Here is a 17,410-nt window from a genome sequence, read left to right as displayed (position 1 = left end):
CCAAGCCGCAAGTCCGCCCCAACGGCGCCCTCGCCGGAAAGTCCGGCATGCCAGCACGCGACGACTCCGACTACTCCGCCAAGGACATCGAGGTCCTGGAGGGGTTGGAGCCCGTCCGCAAGCGCCCCGGCATGTATATCGGCGGCACCGACGAACCCGCCCTGCACCACCTGGCGGCGGAAATCCTGGACAACGCGATGGACGAGGCAGTGGCCGGCCATGCCAGCTTCATCGAAGTCTCGCTGGAGGAGAACAACTGGCTGACGGTGCGCGACAACGGCCGCGGCATCCCGGTCGACCCTCACCCGAAGTTCAAGAACCTGAGCGCGCTGGAGGTCATCCTGACCACCCTGCACTCGGGCGGCAAGTTCGGCGGCAAAGCCTACGCGACCTCCGGCGGCCTGCACGGGGTTGGCAGTTCGGTGGTGAACGCGCTGTCGGAACGGATGGAAGTCGAGGTCTGGCGCGACCGCGTGCTGTGGAAGCAGAGCTACGCCCGCGGCAAGCCGCTGACCAGGCTGGTCAACGCCGGACCCGTCCACAACCGCCGCGGCACCAGCATCCGCTTCAAGCCGGACACCGAGATCTTCGGTCCGCTGCGCTTCGTCCCCAGCCGGCTGTATCGGCTATGCCGCTCCAAGGCCTATCTGTTCCGCGGCGTGGAAATCCGCTGGAGCTGCGCCGCTTCGCTGGCCGGCGGCAAGGACGAGGTCCCAGCCGAGGCGGTGCTGCACTTCCCTGGCGGCCTGCGCGACAGTCTGGAAGCCGATATCGGGACCATCCCTCGCGTCCTGCCGCAGATCTGGGCGGGCGAAGCCAACCTGCCCGGTGAGGCCGCCGGCCGCGTCGAATGGGCGGTCTCCTGGCTGGAGGAAGGCGACGGTTTCCTGCATTCCTACTGCAACACCGTGCCCACCTCGCAGGGCGGCACGCACGAGACCGGGTTCCGCGCCGCGCTGGTCAAGGGCCTGCGCGCCTGGGGCGAGCAGCGCGGCAATAAGCGTGCGGCGCAGATCACCGCTGACGACGCGCTCGATCCAGTGGCGGCAAAGCTGTCGCTGTTCATCCGCGAGCCGCAGTTCCAGGGGCAGACCAAGGAGAAGCTGACCAGCAACGAAGCCGCTCGGCTGACCGAGACGGCGCTGCGCGACCGCTTCGACCATTTCCTCGCCGGCGATCCGGGGTCGGCCGACAACCTGCTGGCCTTCGTCATCGAGCGGGCGGAGGAACGCATCCGCCGCAAGGAGAGCAAGGACACCGCGCGCAAGTCGCCCACCCGCAGGCTGCGGCTGCCCGGCAAGCTGACCGACTGCACGCGGGAGAACGCGGCCGAGACCGAAATCTTCCTGGTGGAGGGCGACAGCGCCGGCGGTTCGGCCAAACAGGCGCGCAACCGGGAAACCCAGGCGGTGCTGCCGCTGCGCGGCAAGATCCTGAACGTCGCCAGCGCCTCGGCCGACAAGCTGCGGCAGAACCAGGAGCTGAAGGACCTGATCGAGGCGCTGGGCTGCGGCGTCGGCGACCGCTTCGACCGCGCCAGGCTGCGCTACGGAAGGGTGATCATCATGACCGACGCCGATGTGGACGGCGCGCATATCGCGTCACTGCTGATGACATTCTTCTACCGCGAGCTGCCGGAACTGGTGCGCCACGGCCATGTCTATCTGGCGCAGCCGCCGCTGTATCGGCTGACCCAAGGTGCGAAATCGATCTACGCCATGGACGACGACGACCGCGAGCGCAAGATCAAGCGCGAGTTCAAGGCCGGCGCCAAAGTCGACGTCAGTCGGTTTAAGGGCCTGGGCGAAATGCCGCCGGCACAGTTGAAGGAAACCACCATGGACCCGGCGAAGCGGACCTTGCTGAAGGTGGTCGCGGCGGCGGAGGAGCGGGCGGCCACGAACGAGCTGGTGGAAAGCCTGATGGGACGGCGGCCAGAGTTGCGGTTCGCGTTCATCCAGGACCGGGCGAAGACGGTGGAAGAGGTGGATGTTTAGGGGCGCGGCGGGCGGATGAAGCTAGTAGTCCGATCCTGACGCTTGGTTTCCAAGCGTTAGGTGAATCGGCCCACCAAATCAAAGCCTAGTGGATAAATTCAACGGACCTATCCGTTGGATTTTATCTACTAGGTGCCGGAGCGGGATGCCGCCGCTAGTACCATTTGCCGATCGGTGTGCGGTCCTGCAAAGGAAGGCTGATTTCGACCTACAGCGGCCATTTGCGCGAGATTTTCGCAACACAAGCCCGTCCAACCTTGCGCAGATCGGCGGTGCGACATTCTTGGTTTTTTCCGGGGAATGTGGCCGTTCGCATCCTCGCCACGTTGCTCGATGTGGGTTATTTTCAGTTTCGTCGAACACCGTGACCGCTTCCAAGGCGCCGATTCGGAATCCGGTGAGCCAGTCGGTCATCTGCCGGATTATTTCGTACATTTTGAAACTTTTTACCTAAACTTTTAGCTTATTGGAATCGGCGTGAACGTTGCAGTGTCGGATCCACGTCTCGTTGTATGCGTGAAACGACATCTAGTAAGGAAATTTCGCCGTGAAAAAGCCCGTCCTGTCTACCGCCGCCTTGCTCGCACTCGGCGTGGCAACCGCGCCGGGGGCCCGTGCGACCGCAATCGCCTACGATGTATCAGCTACCATTCAAGTGACCGATGAGAATCGCAACAACCTCACCTACGATGTCGGGGTGTCCGGCAGCTTCACACATAATACAAACACCAATTCCGAGACCAATGTCTCCCTCGAAGCGACCAATGTGTACGATGCGGGGGGTAGCAACGCGCTCAACTTGTCGAATGCATGTTCCACGATCTACGTCTGTGCTTCATACGCGGCATCTTTCGCAACCGCGCCATCTAACTACAACCCCGCCATCGTTTTGGATCCGGTGAACCACAATCTATCCCTGGGCGTGAACACTGGCGTATCGAACGCCGCCGTCTACGTTAACGGCTACGCAACCCAGGACAGTGTGGTCTCGGGCGAGTTCACCATTGCCTCCGTGCCCGAACCCGGCAGCATAGCACTGCTCGGCGCCTCCCTCGCTGGCCTCGGCGTGATCCGTCGCAAGCGCGCCCGATCCAGTCTGTCGGGATGCTTTACAGGTGGGGCAATGCCGCAGGGTGCCGCCCTTTCTGCGTCGCTCGAGCGGTGACGACGGCGTAGGCTGCCCTATGATCCTTGTATTCCACCGCGCCTATACGCCCGCGTGTTTCGATGTGGCGGCTGGTGGATCATATTACTGATAAGAAACATGAGGCGTTCGTCGTCGCCGGAGTCGACGAACGTCAAGATGCTGACCTATCCCGGCGCCCTGCATGGGTTCGACGCCACCGCACCGCTGCATTTCTACGTTGGTCATGGCGGCGGCGGTGTTCCGGCCACCGCCGCCAATGCCAAGCGGCAGGTGCGCCAGTTCCTCGCTACGCGGCTGGTGCCGCGATGATCAGCCCTTCGCAACACCTGTCTGCGCCGACGCACATTGAAGATCCGCTATTCGCTTAGCCGCCTTGAAAGTTCTGAGTTTTGCAGTCTTACGGCTATGCGCGCGGGCCATGCGGCGGCGTCAGGCGCGGCGGTAGCACATGGGTTATGGTGTCGATGAAGCGCGCCGCCGTGGCAATTGCGGCGGTCGCCTCGGCGGGCGCTATCGGCGTGGCCGCCGAACCAATGGCATAGTCAGCCCGCATCTTGAATTGATAGCCGGTGCCGAGAAAGGTAATGAGGTCGCGCCCGATGCGCGGCTCGGCTCTTGCCAGGCGGGAAAATTCGCTGCGGACGCCCCGATGCGTCTTTACCACCTTGCCGCTTTGCTCGAAAATGTAAGCCTCGGCGGCATGGAACACAGCAAGGTATGCCTCGCGCGCGGCGACATGGGGCAAGGGTAACGCTGCAATCGTGTGGGCGTCAGCAAGCGTTGTATGGGCCTTCGCCAGATAGTCGGCGGTTTCGGCCTTCATAAATCAAGGCCATCCTTGCGTAGTTCGTGCATGAAACCCGTGCGTTCGCGATAGGCCCCGGCAGGGAACGGCGTGGCGGAAATCACCGCGCCAGTGTCCAACAGAATATCAGTGCTGACGGCGGCGAGGCGTGCGCTCTCTTCGGTGAATGTGCCTGCGTCCCTGAGAAAAACGGCAATGTCGTAATCGGAAGCCGGCCTTGCATCGCCCCGCGCGCGCGAGCCGAACAAAACGACGCGCTCAATGCGCTCGCCACAGATTTCAATCACGGCGGCGCGGAAGCGGGTCAACACAGGATCATCGGGCGGCTTTTTCATCATTGTGCCTTAATATGGCACAGATCCACGTTCGAAAAAATCTCCGTAGGTCCTGAATTTAGCATCACGCTTAACGTCCGCTTCCCACCCATAGCAGACGGCGAAGCGGCAAAGTTTCTATCCGACCTCGGATGCTGGTAAAGGCAAGCCAGCGGAATTGCGCTGGCACGCGTCAAAACCTCTATGCCGAGTTGGTGACGGGCGTGCCTCTGATCCGCTTCCGCCCATCCTTGCTTGCTTGCGCCAAGTAATCGTTCCGTGTTATCTTGAGCATTTGTTAACGCCCAGCCGCGGAAGGGATGCATGACCGCCTACAATCAGCATCACCCGCGTGGACCCTGGAACGCCCCGCGACAGCACGTCGTGGGGCGGGTCAAACGCTGGATCTGACGGCTTCTTCTCGTCCTCTGTCCGGTTTCGCCCGCTCGGCGATCGCCGCGTCGGTATGACATCACGTCCTCCGACGCGGCCATGACATTCCGTCGCTTCGGCGACCGACCCGGACACGAGAAAACCCATGAGCCTGATCCATCTGCGCAGCCTCGGCGTCGTGTCGCCGCGCCTGCTGTTCCGCAATCTCGACCTCAGCCTTCACGACACCCAGCGCATCGGACTGGTCGCCGGCAACGGGGCGGGTAAGACCACGCTGTTGCGCTGCCTGTCTGGCGAAGCCGAGGCCAGCACGGGCGAAATCACCCGCCGCCGTGGCCTGAGGGTAGGACTGGTGGCGCAGGAAATGCCCGCCCACCTGCTCCCCCTGTCGTTCATCGAGGCGATCCGACGTGCCATTCCACTGGCGGAGCGCGGCGAAAACGCCTGGAAAGCCGGGCTGGTGCTCGACCTGCTGAATACCCCCGCGGCGCTGCGGGAGCGGCCGCTATCGGCGCTCAGCGGCGGCTGGCAGCGGCTGGCGTTGCTTGCCCGTGTCTGGGTCACCGATCCGGATGTGCTGCTGCTGGACGAGCCGACCAACCACCTCGATCTGCAACGGCTGGCGGTGCTGGAGGATTGGATCAATCATGCAACCGAAGGGGTGGCCATGATCATTGCCAGCCATGACCGGCAATTCCTGGATAACTGCACCACCCACACGCTGTTCCTGCGCCCCGATACCTCTTGCTTGTTTGCGCATCCGTTCAGCCGCGCGCGTGAGTTGCTGGCCGAACACGATGCGGCCCGGGAAGCCAAACTGGCGCGCGATGCGAAGGAGGCCAAGCGTCTGCGCCGCAATGCTGGGGAGCTGCGCAATGTCGGGGTTAACAGCGGCAGCGACTTGTTGCTGAAGAAGGCGAAGCAACTCAACGGCCGCGCCGAGGCGATCGAGCAGTCGCTGCAGCCGCCGGAGCGGACGCGCCCCGGCCAGATCCGGCTGGTTAATCGCGGCACGCACGCCAAGGTGTTGATCAGCTTGGACGACGTGGCGGTCGCAACGCCTGACGGACAGGGGCTGTTCCGGACTGACATACTAAAGATCTTTCAGCACGATCGCATCGTCGTCTATGGGGCGAACGGCGTCGGCAAGTCGCGGTTCGTCCACCTGCTGCGCCGTGCAATGTCCGACGACGCGGCAATTCCGGGCGTCACCGTCGCGCCGACCGTGGTGACGGGCTACCTGGACCAGCAGATGTCGCAGTTGCCGCCGACGCGGACACCGCTGGACTTCGTGGCGGATGAGTTCCGGCTTGGCGACCAGCGCAGCCTCAGCCTGCTGGCCGGCGCGGGCTTCGATGTCGACACGCAGCGCCGGCTGATCGGGCAACTGTCGCCGGGTCAGCGGGCGCGGCTTGGCCTGCTGGCGTTGCGGCTGGCGGCGCCGAACTTCTATCTGATGGACGAGCCGACCAACCACGTGGACATCGCCGGTCAGGAGCGGCTGGAGGCCGAGATCCTCGCGCACAGGGCAACTTGCTTGCTGGTCTCACACGACCGGTCGTTTGTCCACGCCGTTGCTACGCGCTTTCTTCAAGTTGCGGATGGCCGGATGCGGGAAACCGCTGCGCTGGAGGATTAGTGCGTCGTCCAATCATGTTGTGCGACTGATGCGGCTAGAATACAGGCGCACAACTGACACCTGCCGCGGTTCCTGCTGATGCTGCAAGGCTAAGCATAGGGTCATCGCGAATTAAGAAAAAATACTTGCGAAATAAGGACTTCATGCCTATGATCCGACAGAACAACCACGACCCACCCGAGGCACCCGCATGTTCCCCTTGGCCAACATCCCACTCGCCATCCAGGACACCGTCCTCGGGCGCCTCGCGCTGCTTTTCCTTGCCGGTGCCAACGGCGACCTGACCGCCGCACGCGACGCCGCCAACCACATGCTTGCCACCTATCAAGCCGAAACCGAGGCCGAACTTCTGCTCGCGGCTGAAATCATCAGCTTCGGCTTTCATACCCTTGAAGCGCTCAGCCAGGCCATGGACGACGATATGCCGCTGGCCCGGATCATCCGTTTGCGAAGCAGCGCCGTCAGCCTCAATCGCGAAGCGCATCGCAGCCGCCAGAAGTTGCAGGAAATGCAGCGTGACCGCCAAGCCGGCATCGCTCAGCCGGAGGTCGAAATCCCGGATAGCCAGCCTGATGCGCCTCCAGATCGTCCTGCCGTTGAAAAGGCAATCGCCCTGATCGAAACCGCCCGCGACCCGATCCGATCCGCTGACAAGAACAAGAACCGGGGCAAGTACGGCGGCCTGACCTGGAGTCAGGCCTATCAGAAACGTCTGGCGGTTCAGTCCATGGCCAAGACCGCTAAACGTCGTCAGGCCGAACACGCCGCCCGCGCGGGCGAGCAGATCGCGGCCACGCCGATGGAAGCCGCGCCGGCGGCGTAGACAGGACAGCGTCCGGACAACCGGACTCGGCCCGCTGATGAAAACCAGCGCGACCGGTGTCTGCTCCTGACCACGTCGCGGCTCCCGTCATGGCGCGTGAGACAAAACTGTAGAACCGCTTGCCTCGCCCAGCCTGGCCTGATCTAGCAAGCCCCCCTGGAACGCGCGATTAGGTAATTCACCGACTGTGCCCTAGCGTTCGTCGAACAACCAGCCCAGGAAACAACCATGCGCATCTTGAACCGGCGAAGGTTTTGCATGGCAGGCGGCGCCATGCTCGGCCTGAGCCCGATGCATGGCAGAGCACAGCCCACGGCCCTTCGCGTCGGCGTGCTGACCGACATGACGGGTGTCTACTCCGACAGCATTGGATCCGGATCAGTCCTTGCCGCGCGAATGGCGGCCGAGGACGTCGGCGGCAGCGTGCTCGGACGCACCATTGAGATCCTTTCCGCCGATAATCAGAACAAGGCGGACATCGGCTCCGCCATTGCCCGGCAGTGGTACGAGCGGGATGGCGTGAACCTGATTGTCGGCCTGGATAACTCCGCCGTGGCGCTGGCCGTCGAGCAGGTGGCGCGCGAGCGGAGCGGCATCGTTATCGCAATCGCTGTCAGCACCAATGACTTCACCGGCAGGTTCTGCACCCCGACCGCGATGTCATGGAACTACGACAGCTACGCCCTGACCCACGGTGTGGCGCGGACGCTCGTCGCCCGCGGACTGGATAGCTGGTTCTTCCTGGCGGTGGATTTCGCCTTCGGCACCGCGCTGGAGACATCCGCCTCGGACGCTGTCCGTTCGGCCGGGGGCCGTGTGCTGGGTTCGGTCCGGCACCCGATCGACGCAGGGGATTTCAGTTCTTTCCTGCTGGCGGCGAAAGCCTCCGGCGCGAAGGTTGTCGCCCTCGCCAGTGGTGGCGCCGACATGACCAATGCGGTCAAGCAGGCTGCGGAATTTGGTATCCCGCAGGGTGGGCAGACCTTGGTTCCCCTGCTGTGCACCATCCAAGACATCCATAGTCTCGGGCTTTCGGTCGCGCATGGCATGACGTTGATGACATCGTTCACCTGGAACCGCACGGACCAGACACGCGGCTGGTCCGAAAGGTTTTTCGCGCGGCATCATACCATGCCGTCGATGTCCCAGGCCGCGACGTATTCCGCGGTGCTGCATTATCTTCGCGCGGTCGCCGCGGCAGGCGGCACCGATAGTACCGTCGTCGCCGCAAGAATGCGCGCCATGCCGGTCCAGGATGTTTACGCCAACGAAGGGCACATCCGTGCCGACGGCCGGCTGCTCCACGACATGTATCTGATCCGCGTCAAGCAACCGGCGGAGTCGAAAACACCCTGGGACTACGAGGCGATTCTGCAGACCGTTCCTGGCGATCAGGCATTTCGTCCGCTGGCTGACGCCGGCTGTCCGCTGGCGGAAAAGACCTGAACCGGCACCCCCTGCCATTGCCTGCCTCGGGGGCTACCTCCCGTTGCGGTATCTCACACCGCCGCGTCATGACCGGTCTTGGCCAGCCAGGCACGTCTGTCCCCGCATGACGTCGCGCACCGTGGTGCCGTCAGACCAAGACGTCCTCGATGCGGATCGGCACCTTTCGCACCCGCACTCCAGTGGCGTGATACACCGCATTGGCGATCGCCGCGGCGACGCCCACCATCGGCAACTCGCCTATTCCCTTCACCCCCAACGGATTGGACCGGGTCTCATCGTTCTGCACGATAATCGTCTGGATGTCAGGTACATCGGCGTTCACCGGCATCAGGTATTCGGAGACGTTGGGATTGACGATACGGCCGGTTTCCCCATCCACCAGCGTCTCCTCCAGCAGCGCCATGCCGATGCCGAAAGTAATGCCGCCGATCAACTGGCTGCGCGCGGTCTTGGCATTCAGAATGCGGCCGCCATCGAACGCGCCGACAAACCGGGTCACGCGGATCGTGCCCAGATCGGCATCGACACGCACCTCCGCGAACTGTGCCCCAAAAGCGTGCAAGGAGTATTGCTTTTTCTCGTCGCCCGGCGCGCCCTTGACCGTGGCCTCGATGAACGGTTGGTTGTGCCTCTCCAGCAGCGACGTGATCGACACACGCCGATCTGGTCCGATGACAAGCCCGTCCCGCACCTGCAGGACATCCGGCGACTGATTATGCCAGCCGCCGCTCGGGTCGGCGATGGCAAGGTCCTTGATCTTCGCCAACAGCCCCTTACAAGCCGCCGCCACCGCCGGTGCCACGCTCGGCACGGTCGAGGAACCGCCGGATACCGGCGCCGGCGGCAACACGCTGTCGCCGAGTTCGAAGCGGATGCGCTGGATGGGAATGCCCAAGGTGTCGGCGGCGACCTGCGTCATCACGGTGTAGGTGCCGGTGCCCAGATCCTGCGTGCCCGACTGCACCACCACGCTGCCATCGCGGTTCATGCGCGCCCGCACCGTCGCGGGCTGGCGGTTGGTCGGGTAGGTGCTGGTGGCAAAGCCCCAGCCGACCAGCACATGACCGTCGCGCATCGAGCGGGGTTCCGGCGTCCGCTTGTCCCAGCCGAATGCCGCGGCACCCTGCTGGTAGCATGCCCGCAGCGCCTTGCTGGCGAACGGCTTGTTCTCATGCGGGTCGGTCTCGGCGTAGTTGCGCAGACGGAACTCGATCGGGTCCATCTTCAACGCGACGGCCATCTCGTCCATCGCCGATTCCAACGCGTAGACGCCGGAGGATTCGCCGGGCGCACGCATGTAGGTCGGCAGAGGCGCGTTCAGCGCGACGAGCCGATGCGTAATCGCGACGTTCGGGCACGCGTACAGCATCTCGGTTGCCAGCGCCACCGGTTCGACGAACTCCCCCAGCACCGGCTGGGACATCGAGCTGAATCCGTCATGCCGCATGGACAGCAACTTGCCATCGTTGTCGGCCGCCAGTTTCAGCTTCTGCACCGTGCGCGGCCGATAGCCGTTGGAGGTGAACATCTGTGCCCGCGACAGCACCAGCTTGACCGGCCGGCGGACCATGCGCGCGGCCAGCGCCGCGAAGGTGGCGGGCGGCCAGGTGTTGCCCTTGCAGCCAAAGCCGCCGCCGACATAGGGATCGATCACCCGCACATCCGCCTTGTCGAGGCCAAATTGCCCGGCCAGGGTGTTCTGTGCACCGCTGATCCCCTGCGTCGCGGTCCAAACCGTCAGCTTGTTGCCGTTCCACGCCGCGATCGTGGCATGCGGCTCCATTGGATTATGGTGCTCGAGCGGCGTAACATAGGTGGTGTCCAGCTTCACCGCCCCGGTGCTGAAGGCGCCCTCCGAATCACCGCGGTTGGAGTCAGGCGGCCGTTGCCCACTGCGAAAATGCTTTGGCACGTAAGCCTGGCCCAGCAGTGCATCCATCGAGGTGGCGACTTCACCATTGTTGTAATGAACCCTCACCCGCGCGCCGGCAGCCTGCGCCTGCTGCAGCGTCTCGGCGACCACCACGGCGACATGTTGGCCATTGTAGAGAATGTCATGGTTCTGCAACAGGGGACCGGCCACCGCCTGCGGCATATTCTTCGGGCTTTCAAGCTTGCCGGCGTTGTCCGGCGTGATGATCGCCAGCACGCCCGGCATGCCTTGCGCCTCGGCCAAGTCAAATCCGGCGATCGAGCCGGCGCCGATCGTGCCTTCCACCAGCACCGCGTGAACCACGCCCGGCACGGCGAATTCGGCGGCGTATTTCGCCGACCCGGTTACTTTCAGTCGGCCATCGATGCGGTTGATCGGCTTGCCGATCATCGCCCCATTCATCGCCATGTCGCTCTCCTATACCGAAACGGTCTGCAGCGCGCGCAGCACGGTGCGGCGCAGAAGCAGGGGCTTGAACGCGTTCATGCTGGCCGGATGTGCGCCCTCGCCAGCTCGGTCCGCGGCCGCCTTCAGCGTGTCCGCGTTTGCCGGCTTGCCAGTCAGCGCCGCCTCCACCTCCGGCAGGCGCCATGGCTTGGTGCCGACGCCGCCGGCCGCGACGCGCGCCGAACGGATGACGCCCCCCTGGATATCCAGGGCAACGGCGGCGGAAACCAGAGCGAACGCGAAGCTGGATCGATCGCGCACCTTCAGATAAGCCGACCGCTCGGCCGTCGCGGGAATGCGGATCGCCGTGATCATTTCCCCCGGCTGCAGCTCCGTTTCGATATGTGGCGTATCGCCCGGCAGCCGGTGGAAGTCGCCGATCGGAACGGTCCGCACGCCGGCGTGTCCGCTAAGCTCGACCTGCGCATCCAGCACGAGCAGCGCCACCGCCATATCCCCAGGATAAGTGGCGATACATTGATCGCTGCCGCCCAGGATGGCGAGGTTGCGGTTCTCGCCGTTGATTGCCGGACAGCCGGAGCCAGGGTTCCGCTTGTTGCAGTTAAAACCGGTGTCGCGGAAATAGCCGCACCGGGTGCGCTGCAGCAGGTTGCCGCCCATCGTCCCCATGTTGCGGATCTGCGGCGAGGCCGAGGCCAGCAGCGCCTGCGACAGAACCGGCCAGGATTTCACCACCGCCGGATGCGCCGCGACATCGCTCATGCGCGCCAGGGCTTCCAGGCGGAGCCGCCCCGGTCCCGCCTCGATGCGCGACAGGTTCAGCGCCTCCAGGTCGACAAGGTGGTCGGGCGTTTCGATGTTGTCCTTCGCAAGCTGCAAAAGATCGGTGCCGCCGGCAATGTACTTCGCATTGGAATGGCTGGCCGCGACGACGGCGGCTTTCGCGTCGGACGGATGAACCAGGGTGAACGCTTGCATCGGTCAGCCCTCCCGCGCGCCCTGCTGGACCGCCGCGACAATGTTGGGATAGGCACCGCAGCGGCAGATATTGCCGCTCATCCACTCACGGATCTCATCGGTCGAGCCGGCGTGACCTTCCTTGATCAGCGCCACGGCGGACATGATCTGCCCTGGCGTGCAGTAGCCGCATTGAAAGCCATCATGTTGCATGAAAGCGGCCTGCACCGGATGCAGCTTGTTGCCGTTCGCCAGACCCTCGATCGTGGTGATCTCCCTGTTCTGGCAACGGGCCGCCAAGGTCAGGCACGACAGTACCCGCCGGTCGTCGATGTGCACCGTGCAAGCGCCACAGGACCCTCGGTCGCAGCCCTTCTTCGTGCCGGTCAGGCCGGCCTGTTCGCGCAGCGCATCCAGCAAAGAGGTGCGCTGGTCGACCATCAGCTTCACCATTTCGCCATTCACCCGCAGCGTCACCGGGACCATGTCGGGTACGGGACGGTTACCACCGGAAGTGCGGGCAGGCGACGTATCATCGGCCAAGGCCGTTGCCGCCGTCGTCAGCGCAACGCCGCCTACTGTGCCAATCATCACCCCACGCCGGGTGATTGAAGCATCTGCCATCATCTGTCTCCCCTCAAACCGCAATTACCTAAGGTGTCGCGTGAGACTGCATCCTCACAATACGCGGGAATGGAGATTAATGATTTGTAAGTAAACCGAAAGCCGTTGCGGGATTCGCAACTTCTCTGATCCGCGTCACCAGGGCAGTATCGCGGAATCGCCGTGAGACCGCTGCGAGGGCGCTGACATGGTCTGCCGCTCCCGCTGGGATCAGCAGCAGGAACACCAGATCGACCGGCTTGCCGTCGATCGCATCAAAGTCGATCGGCCGGGCGAGGCGAATGAAGACCCCGAGGAAACGGCTCAATCCTTCAATCCGCGCGTGCGGCAGCGCAAAGCCGGCACCCAGGCCGGTGGAGCCAAGCTGCTCGCGCGCCAGCAACGCGGCTTCGATGGTAGCCCGTGAAATACCAGTCGCGGAACCGCCAGCCATGGTACCATTGCTCATCAGACCACCGGCCATCTGACCTGCGGCAATGCGCGCTGCCTCAGTCAGCAGGCTCGGCTTGTCCCGAGCGCGCAAACCCAACACCACACGATTGGCATTGAGGAAATCGTCGATGTCCATTCGCGGCCTTAGACCATGATCGTTGGAGGGTGCATCATCGCCGGTGTCCGATCATGGTCTAACCGCCTTGTTTGATCGCGTGCTTCACACCTTCTGACTGGTCAGCCTCAGGCGATCACGCCTTAGTCGTGAACACGCAGTCTGTAGCCAACCCCGGTTTCCGTCAAAATATGGCTCGGCCGTTCCGGATCCGGCTCAATCTTCTGGCGCAGGGCACGGATGTAGATACGCAGATACTGCACATCGGTTTCGCTTCCCCAGACGTCCCGCAGGATCATCTTGTGCGTCAGCACCTTGCCGGCGTGCTGCACCAGCAGGCGCAGCACACCATACTCGCGGGGGGAGAATTTGACCTCGTTGCCGCGCACGGTGACGATGCGGCGCACCAGATCAACGGCGACATCGCCGCTATGGAAGATCGGCGCCTCGCCCTCGCGCTGCAGACGATGCCGCTGGGCAGCCCGCATCCGCGCCAGCAGTTCATCGATGCCGAACGGCTTGGTGACATAGTCATCCGCACCCAGGTCGAGGGCGTCCACCTTCGCCGCCTCGTCGTCACGGCTGGATAGGACAATGATCGGAATGGCGGACGCGGCGCCGCGCACCTGGCGGATGACCTCGATGCCGTCGATGTCGGGCAGGCCGAGATCCAGCACGATCAGGTCGGTGCCTTTGCGGCGAGCCACATCGACCGCCGGCAAGCCGTTCTCCAGTTCCGAGACGATGTAGCCCTGGCTGGACAGGCCGGCGCGCAGGAAGCGCCGGATCGCCGGCTCGTCGTCCACCACAAGCACCCGCAGCGGGCCGGTTCCGGTGGTCATGCGCCGGTGGCCGTGTGGCCGCTAGCCATTGGGAATGGTCTCCTCGGGCAAAGGCAGATTGACCAGTGGGGCACCGGTTGGAACGGGCAAGGTGATCGCAAACACCGCGCCGGACCGATCGGAGCGATTCGCGGCCACGACCGTGCCGCCCATGGCCTCCACGAAGCCGCGGCAGATGGCAAGCCCCAGGCCAGTACCGGCGCGCCCGCGATCCGGTCCTTTGGCGCGATAGAATTTCTCGAAGATCGGCTCCAGGTCAGCCGCCGGAATGCCGGCGCCTTCGTCAATAATCCGCAAGGTGACGGTATCGCCTGTTCGCACGGCTTCAAGCCGGACCAGCGAGCCCGCTGGCGCATACTTGGCGGCGTTGTCGAGCAGGTTGAACAGCACCTGCTCGAACAGCACCATATCGAGTGCCAGCATCGGCAGGTTAGCCGGCAGGTCGACCTCGATCCGATGGTCCGCCAGGATCTTCGCCGCCCGCTGCAGCGCCGCGCCGATCACGTCCGACAGCACGTTCAGGCCGCCACGCGGATGCAGCGCGCCCGACTCCAGCCGGGTCATGTCCAGCAGGTTGCCGATGAAGCGGTTCAGCCGGTCGGCCTCCTCGATGATGGTGCCGAGCAGCGAGTCCCGTGTCTCCGTGTCGAGCATGACGTGCTGCGAGCGTAAGCTGGTGGCCGATCCCAGGATCGATGCCAGCGGCGTGCGCAGATCGTGCGAGATCGAGGTCAGCAGCGCCGATCGCAGCCGGTCGGTCTCCACCTGCAAGCGGGCTGAGTGCAGGTCTCGCGCCAGGTTCACCCGCTCGATCGCCAGCGCGGCCTGATCGGCCAGGCTGTCCAGCAGCCGCTGCTGGTCCGGTGTCAGCAACGGTCCCGGTTCGTCGCGAATGATGCCGACGACGCCCAGCGGACCACGGCCGGTGCGCATCGGCAGAAACAGCCACTTGGCGCCCGGCAAGGTATCGGAGCCGCGGCCGGCGACGTGGTTCTTCTCCCAGCTCCACTTGGCGGCGGCGAGGTCGGCGTCATCCAGCACATCCTCCGGCGGAAAGCCGGCGCGCACCGCGATGCTGCCGTTCGCACCGTCTCCCTTGGGGTCTGCCTCGGGCAGCAGCAGCACGACGCGGACCTTCAGCATCAGCGCGATCTGGTGTGCGGTGGCCCAGAGCAGATCGTCCAGCGTCACCGCCACGGTCAGCTTGCGGCTGAACTGGTACAGGTCGTCCGTGGTGCGTGCCCGCACCCGCGCGCTGACCGCCTGGCCACGCACCCGCGCCGCGAGGTTGGAGGCAACCAGTGCGACCACCGCGAAGAAGAACAGCGCGACGACGTTCTCTGGTTCAGCGATGGTGAACGTGTACAGCGGCGGCAGGAAAAAGAAGTTGTAGGCCATCACCGAGGCGAGGCAGGCAAGCAGCGAGGGACCCAGGCCGAACAGTACGGCGTCAATCAGGATTGCGGTGAGAAACACCAGCGCCACGTTGGTGATGCCCATCGTGTGCAGGCCCATCGCGACCGCCGTCGTCAGGGCCACGACCGCCGTGGCGATGATATAAGGCCGAACGTCGGCGGATGGCTTTTCGTCACGGGTGGGCACCGCGCTGCCCGCTCGTTCGACCGGCGCCTCGATGATGTGGATGTTGATACCGCCGGCGCGGTTGATCATGCGCTGTGTCACCGAGCCGGACACCATCTGCCGCCAGCGCGGCCGGTCGGATTTGCCGATGATGATGTGCGTCACATTGTTGGCGCGGGCATAGTCGATGATCGAGTCCACGACATCCTGGCCAGGGATCAGCACCGGTTCGCCACCAAGCTGCTGGGCAAGGCGCAAGGCCTCCACCACGCTACCTTGTTCCGCAACCGGGTTCCTGCCGGAGCGGGCTGTCTCCACGCTGATCGCGCTCCAGGGAGCGCGGAACTGATCCGCCAGGCGTTTGGCATGGCGGACGGTGGCGGTGGCCCGCTGGCCGCCCTGGATACAGACCAGAACGCGCTCACCCGCCGGCCACGGCCCGTCGATGGCGTGGCTGCGCATGTAGTCAACCATCTGGTTGTCGACACGTTGGGCGGTGCGGCGCAGCGCCAGTTCCCGCAGCGCGGTCAGGTTGCCGGGTGCGAAGTAGTGCCGAACCGCCCGTTCGGCCTGCGCCGGCACGTAGACCTTGCCGTCTTTCAGCCGCTGGATCAGGTCCTCCGGCGTCAGGTCGATCAGCTCGATGTCATCCGCCCGCTCGATCACCGAATCAGGGATGGTTTCGCGCACCCGGATGCGGGTGATGCGGGCGACGACGTCGTTCAGGCTCTCGACGTGTTGGATGTTCAGCGTGGTGTAGACGTCGACGCCGGCGGAGAGCAGTTCCTCGACGTCCATGTAGCGCTTGGGATGACGGCTGCCGGGGGCGTTGCTGTGGGCCAGCTCATCGACCAGCACCAGGTGGGGGCGGCGGGCCAGGATGGCGTCCAGGTCCATCTCGGTCAGGGTCTGGCCGCGATAGGCGATGGTGCGGCGCGGCACCATCTCCAGCCCCACGGTCAGCGCCTCGGTTTCCGCCCTGCCGTGGGTTTCGACCACACCGATGACGACGTCGGCGAGGGTCGCATCGGAGGCTGCGCGCGTCCGGGTCTGGGCGGCGGAGAGCATTTCATATGTTTTGCCCACGCCAGGCGCCGCGCCGAGGAAGATCTTCAGGCGACCCCGCAGGGTCTTCCCGGCCTCCCGCAGCAGGGCGTCCGGCGATGGGCGACGATCCGTGGCTGAGTGTTCGCCCATACGTGTCAGCTAAGGGCTCCGTTCAGGTCTTGGCAAGCGCATCCAGCGCGAGGTTCAACTGCAGCACGTTGACGTGCGGTTCGCCGATCAGGCCCGCGACGCGGCCGCTGATGTGTTCCTGCACCAGCGCGCGCATCCGCGCCTCCGGCAGGTTACGCGCGCGGGCGATGCGTGGCACCTGGAAAAACGCCGCTTCCGGCGAGATGTCCGGGTCGAGCCCGCTGGCCGAGGTCGTCACCAGATCCATCGGCACCGGGGTGCCTGGGTTCTGCACGGCAAGCTTGGCCGTATCGGCCGTCACCCGGTCCAGCAGCGCCTTGGAGGTCGGCCCGAGATTAGATCCACCCGAGTTGGCGGCGTTATAGGGCGCCGGCACGGTCTTGCTCGCATCGTTCGGATCGGTGTCCGTGGTGGCGGACGGCCGGCCGTGGAACCAAGTCTCGCCGGTGAAGTTCTGGCCGATCAGCGCGGAGCCGACCACATGGCCGTCGTGCCGGATCAGGCTGCCATTCGCCTGGAACGGGAAGATCGCCTGGGCAAGCCCGGTCATCGCCAACGGATAGGCAAGCCCGGTCAGGATCGTCATCGTCAGGATCATCACGATCGCCGGGCGGATATGCTGGATCATCGTCGTCACCTTCTGGGTAGTATGAGAGGAGGCAAGTGAGGCCAGGGCTCTGCCCTGGACCCGCAAAGGGGCGGATGCCCCTTTGATCCCCGTCCAGGGGTTGGGCGGAGAGGGGGCGACCGAGGC

General features: G+C 64.5%; 16 protein-coding genes. 6 read left to right on the top strand and 10 right to left on the bottom strand.

Translation table 11 applies throughout. The features are described from left to right. The first annotated feature begins 47 nt into the window (after positions 1 to 47). The 3 genes from parE to ACQY4S_RS12280 all read left to right on the top strand — a co-directional run bounded on the left by parE (position 48) and on the right by ACQY4S_RS12280 (position 3,453). Entirely contained in the window at positions 48 to 1,997 is a 1,950-nt protein-coding gene (parE, locus tag ACQY4S_RS12290) for a DNA topoisomerase IV subunit B (RefSeq protein WP_428485491.1), read from the top strand. Positions 1,998 to 2,544: 547 nt separating this feature from the next. Further along, complete coding sequence (locus ACQY4S_RS12285) at positions 2,545 to 3,162, top strand: PEP-CTERM sorting domain-containing protein (protein ID WP_428485490.1); 618 nt, start codon at positions 2,545 to 2,547, stop codon at positions 3,160 to 3,162. A gap of 99 nt (positions 3,163 to 3,261) precedes the next feature. Next, entirely contained in the window at positions 3,262 to 3,453 is a 192-nt protein-coding gene (locus ACQY4S_RS12280; RefSeq protein ID WP_428485489.1) for a hypothetical protein, read from the top strand. Between the two features lie 94 nt (positions 3,454 to 3,547). Here the strand turns inward: ACQY4S_RS12280 and ACQY4S_RS12275 are convergent, their stop codons facing one another. Together ACQY4S_RS12275 and ACQY4S_RS12270 are read right to left on the bottom strand one after the other, a co-directional pair. Beyond that, entirely contained in the window at positions 3,548 to 3,967 is a 420-nt protein-coding gene (locus ACQY4S_RS12275; protein ID WP_428485488.1) for a HEPN domain-containing protein, read from the bottom strand. Then, the gene (locus ACQY4S_RS12270; RefSeq protein WP_428485487.1) at positions 3,964 to 4,287 is read right to left on the bottom strand and encodes a nucleotidyltransferase domain-containing protein; all 324 of its coding nucleotides are present in this window, start codon (positions 4,285 to 4,287) and stop codon (positions 3,964 to 3,966) included. The genes ACQY4S_RS12275 and ACQY4S_RS12270 overlap by 4 nt, the downstream gene beginning before the upstream one ends. A gap of 514 nt (positions 4,288 to 4,801) precedes the next feature. Between ACQY4S_RS12270 and ACQY4S_RS12265 the strand changes: the two genes are divergently transcribed. After that, positions 4,802 to 6,295: an ATP-binding cassette domain-containing protein gene (locus ACQY4S_RS12265; RefSeq protein WP_428485486.1), complete on the top strand. Its 1,494-nt coding sequence runs from the start codon at positions 4,802 to 4,804 to the stop codon at positions 6,293 to 6,295. Positions 6,296 to 6,329: 34 nt separating this feature from the next. On the opposite strand, the gene ACQY4S_RS12260 is transcribed toward ACQY4S_RS12265, so the two are convergent. Continuing rightward, positions 6,330 to 6,680: a hypothetical protein gene (locus ACQY4S_RS12260; RefSeq protein ID WP_428485485.1), complete on the bottom strand. Its 351-nt coding sequence runs from the start codon at positions 6,678 to 6,680 to the stop codon at positions 6,330 to 6,332. A gap of 36 nt (positions 6,681 to 6,716) precedes the next feature. Here ACQY4S_RS12260 and ACQY4S_RS12255 point away from each other — a divergent pair, with 36 nt between their 5' ends. Together ACQY4S_RS12255 and ACQY4S_RS12250 are read left to right on the top strand one after the other, a co-directional pair. After that, the gene (locus tag ACQY4S_RS12255; RefSeq protein ID WP_428485484.1) at positions 6,717 to 7,118 is read left to right on the top strand and encodes a hypothetical protein; all 402 of its coding nucleotides are present in this window, start codon (positions 6,717 to 6,719) and stop codon (positions 7,116 to 7,118) included. Between the two features lie 228 nt (positions 7,119 to 7,346). Continuing rightward, positions 7,347 to 8,564, top strand: a complete 1,218-nt coding sequence (locus ACQY4S_RS12250; protein ID WP_428485483.1) for an ABC transporter substrate-binding protein — start codon at positions 7,347 to 7,349, stop codon at positions 8,562 to 8,564. Between the two features lie 130 nt (positions 8,565 to 8,694). Here the strand turns inward: ACQY4S_RS12250 and ACQY4S_RS12245 are convergent, their stop codons facing one another. From ACQY4S_RS12245 to ACQY4S_RS12215, 7 genes are all read right to left on the bottom strand, one after another. Continuing rightward, positions 8,695 to 10,908: a xanthine dehydrogenase family protein molybdopterin-binding subunit gene (locus ACQY4S_RS12245; RefSeq protein WP_428485482.1), complete on the bottom strand. Its 2,214-nt coding sequence runs from the start codon at positions 10,906 to 10,908 to the stop codon at positions 8,695 to 8,697. Positions 10,909 to 10,917: 9 nt separating this feature from the next. Then, positions 10,918 to 11,886, bottom strand: a complete 969-nt coding sequence (locus ACQY4S_RS12240) for an FAD binding domain-containing protein (RefSeq protein ID WP_428485481.1) — start codon at positions 11,884 to 11,886, stop codon at positions 10,918 to 10,920. Positions 11,887 to 11,889: 3 nt separating this feature from the next. Continuing rightward, complete coding sequence (locus tag ACQY4S_RS12235; RefSeq protein ID WP_428486265.1) at positions 11,890 to 12,351, bottom strand: (2Fe-2S)-binding protein; 462 nt, start codon at positions 12,349 to 12,351, stop codon at positions 11,890 to 11,892. 214 nt (positions 12,352 to 12,565) lie between these two features. After that, entirely contained in the window at positions 12,566 to 13,057 is a 492-nt protein-coding gene (locus ACQY4S_RS12230; protein WP_428485480.1) for a PTS sugar transporter subunit IIA, read from the bottom strand. Between the two features lie 122 nt (positions 13,058 to 13,179). Continuing rightward, positions 13,180 to 13,878, bottom strand: coding sequence for a response regulator (locus ACQY4S_RS12225; RefSeq protein ID WP_428485479.1), 699 nt, complete (start codon positions 13,876 to 13,878; stop codon positions 13,180 to 13,182). Between the two features lie 21 nt (positions 13,879 to 13,899). Then, entirely contained in the window at positions 13,900 to 16,656 is a 2,757-nt protein-coding gene (locus ACQY4S_RS12220) for a DUF4118 domain-containing protein (RefSeq protein ID WP_428485478.1), read from the bottom strand. 22 nt (positions 16,657 to 16,678) lie between these two features. Then, a complete protein-coding gene (locus ACQY4S_RS12215) occupies positions 16,679 to 17,284 on the bottom strand; it encodes a K(+)-transporting ATPase subunit C (protein WP_428485477.1) in 606 nt (201 codons plus the stop codon). Positions 17,285 to 17,410 lie beyond the last annotated feature (126 nt).

Source organism: Rhodopila sp. (assembly GCF_965276935.1).
Taxonomy (GTDB): Bacteria; Pseudomonadota; Alphaproteobacteria; order Acetobacterales; family Acetobacteraceae; genus Rhodopila.
Note: the sequence above shows the minus strand (reverse complement) of the source record. Positions and strands in the feature narration are given on the sequence as shown.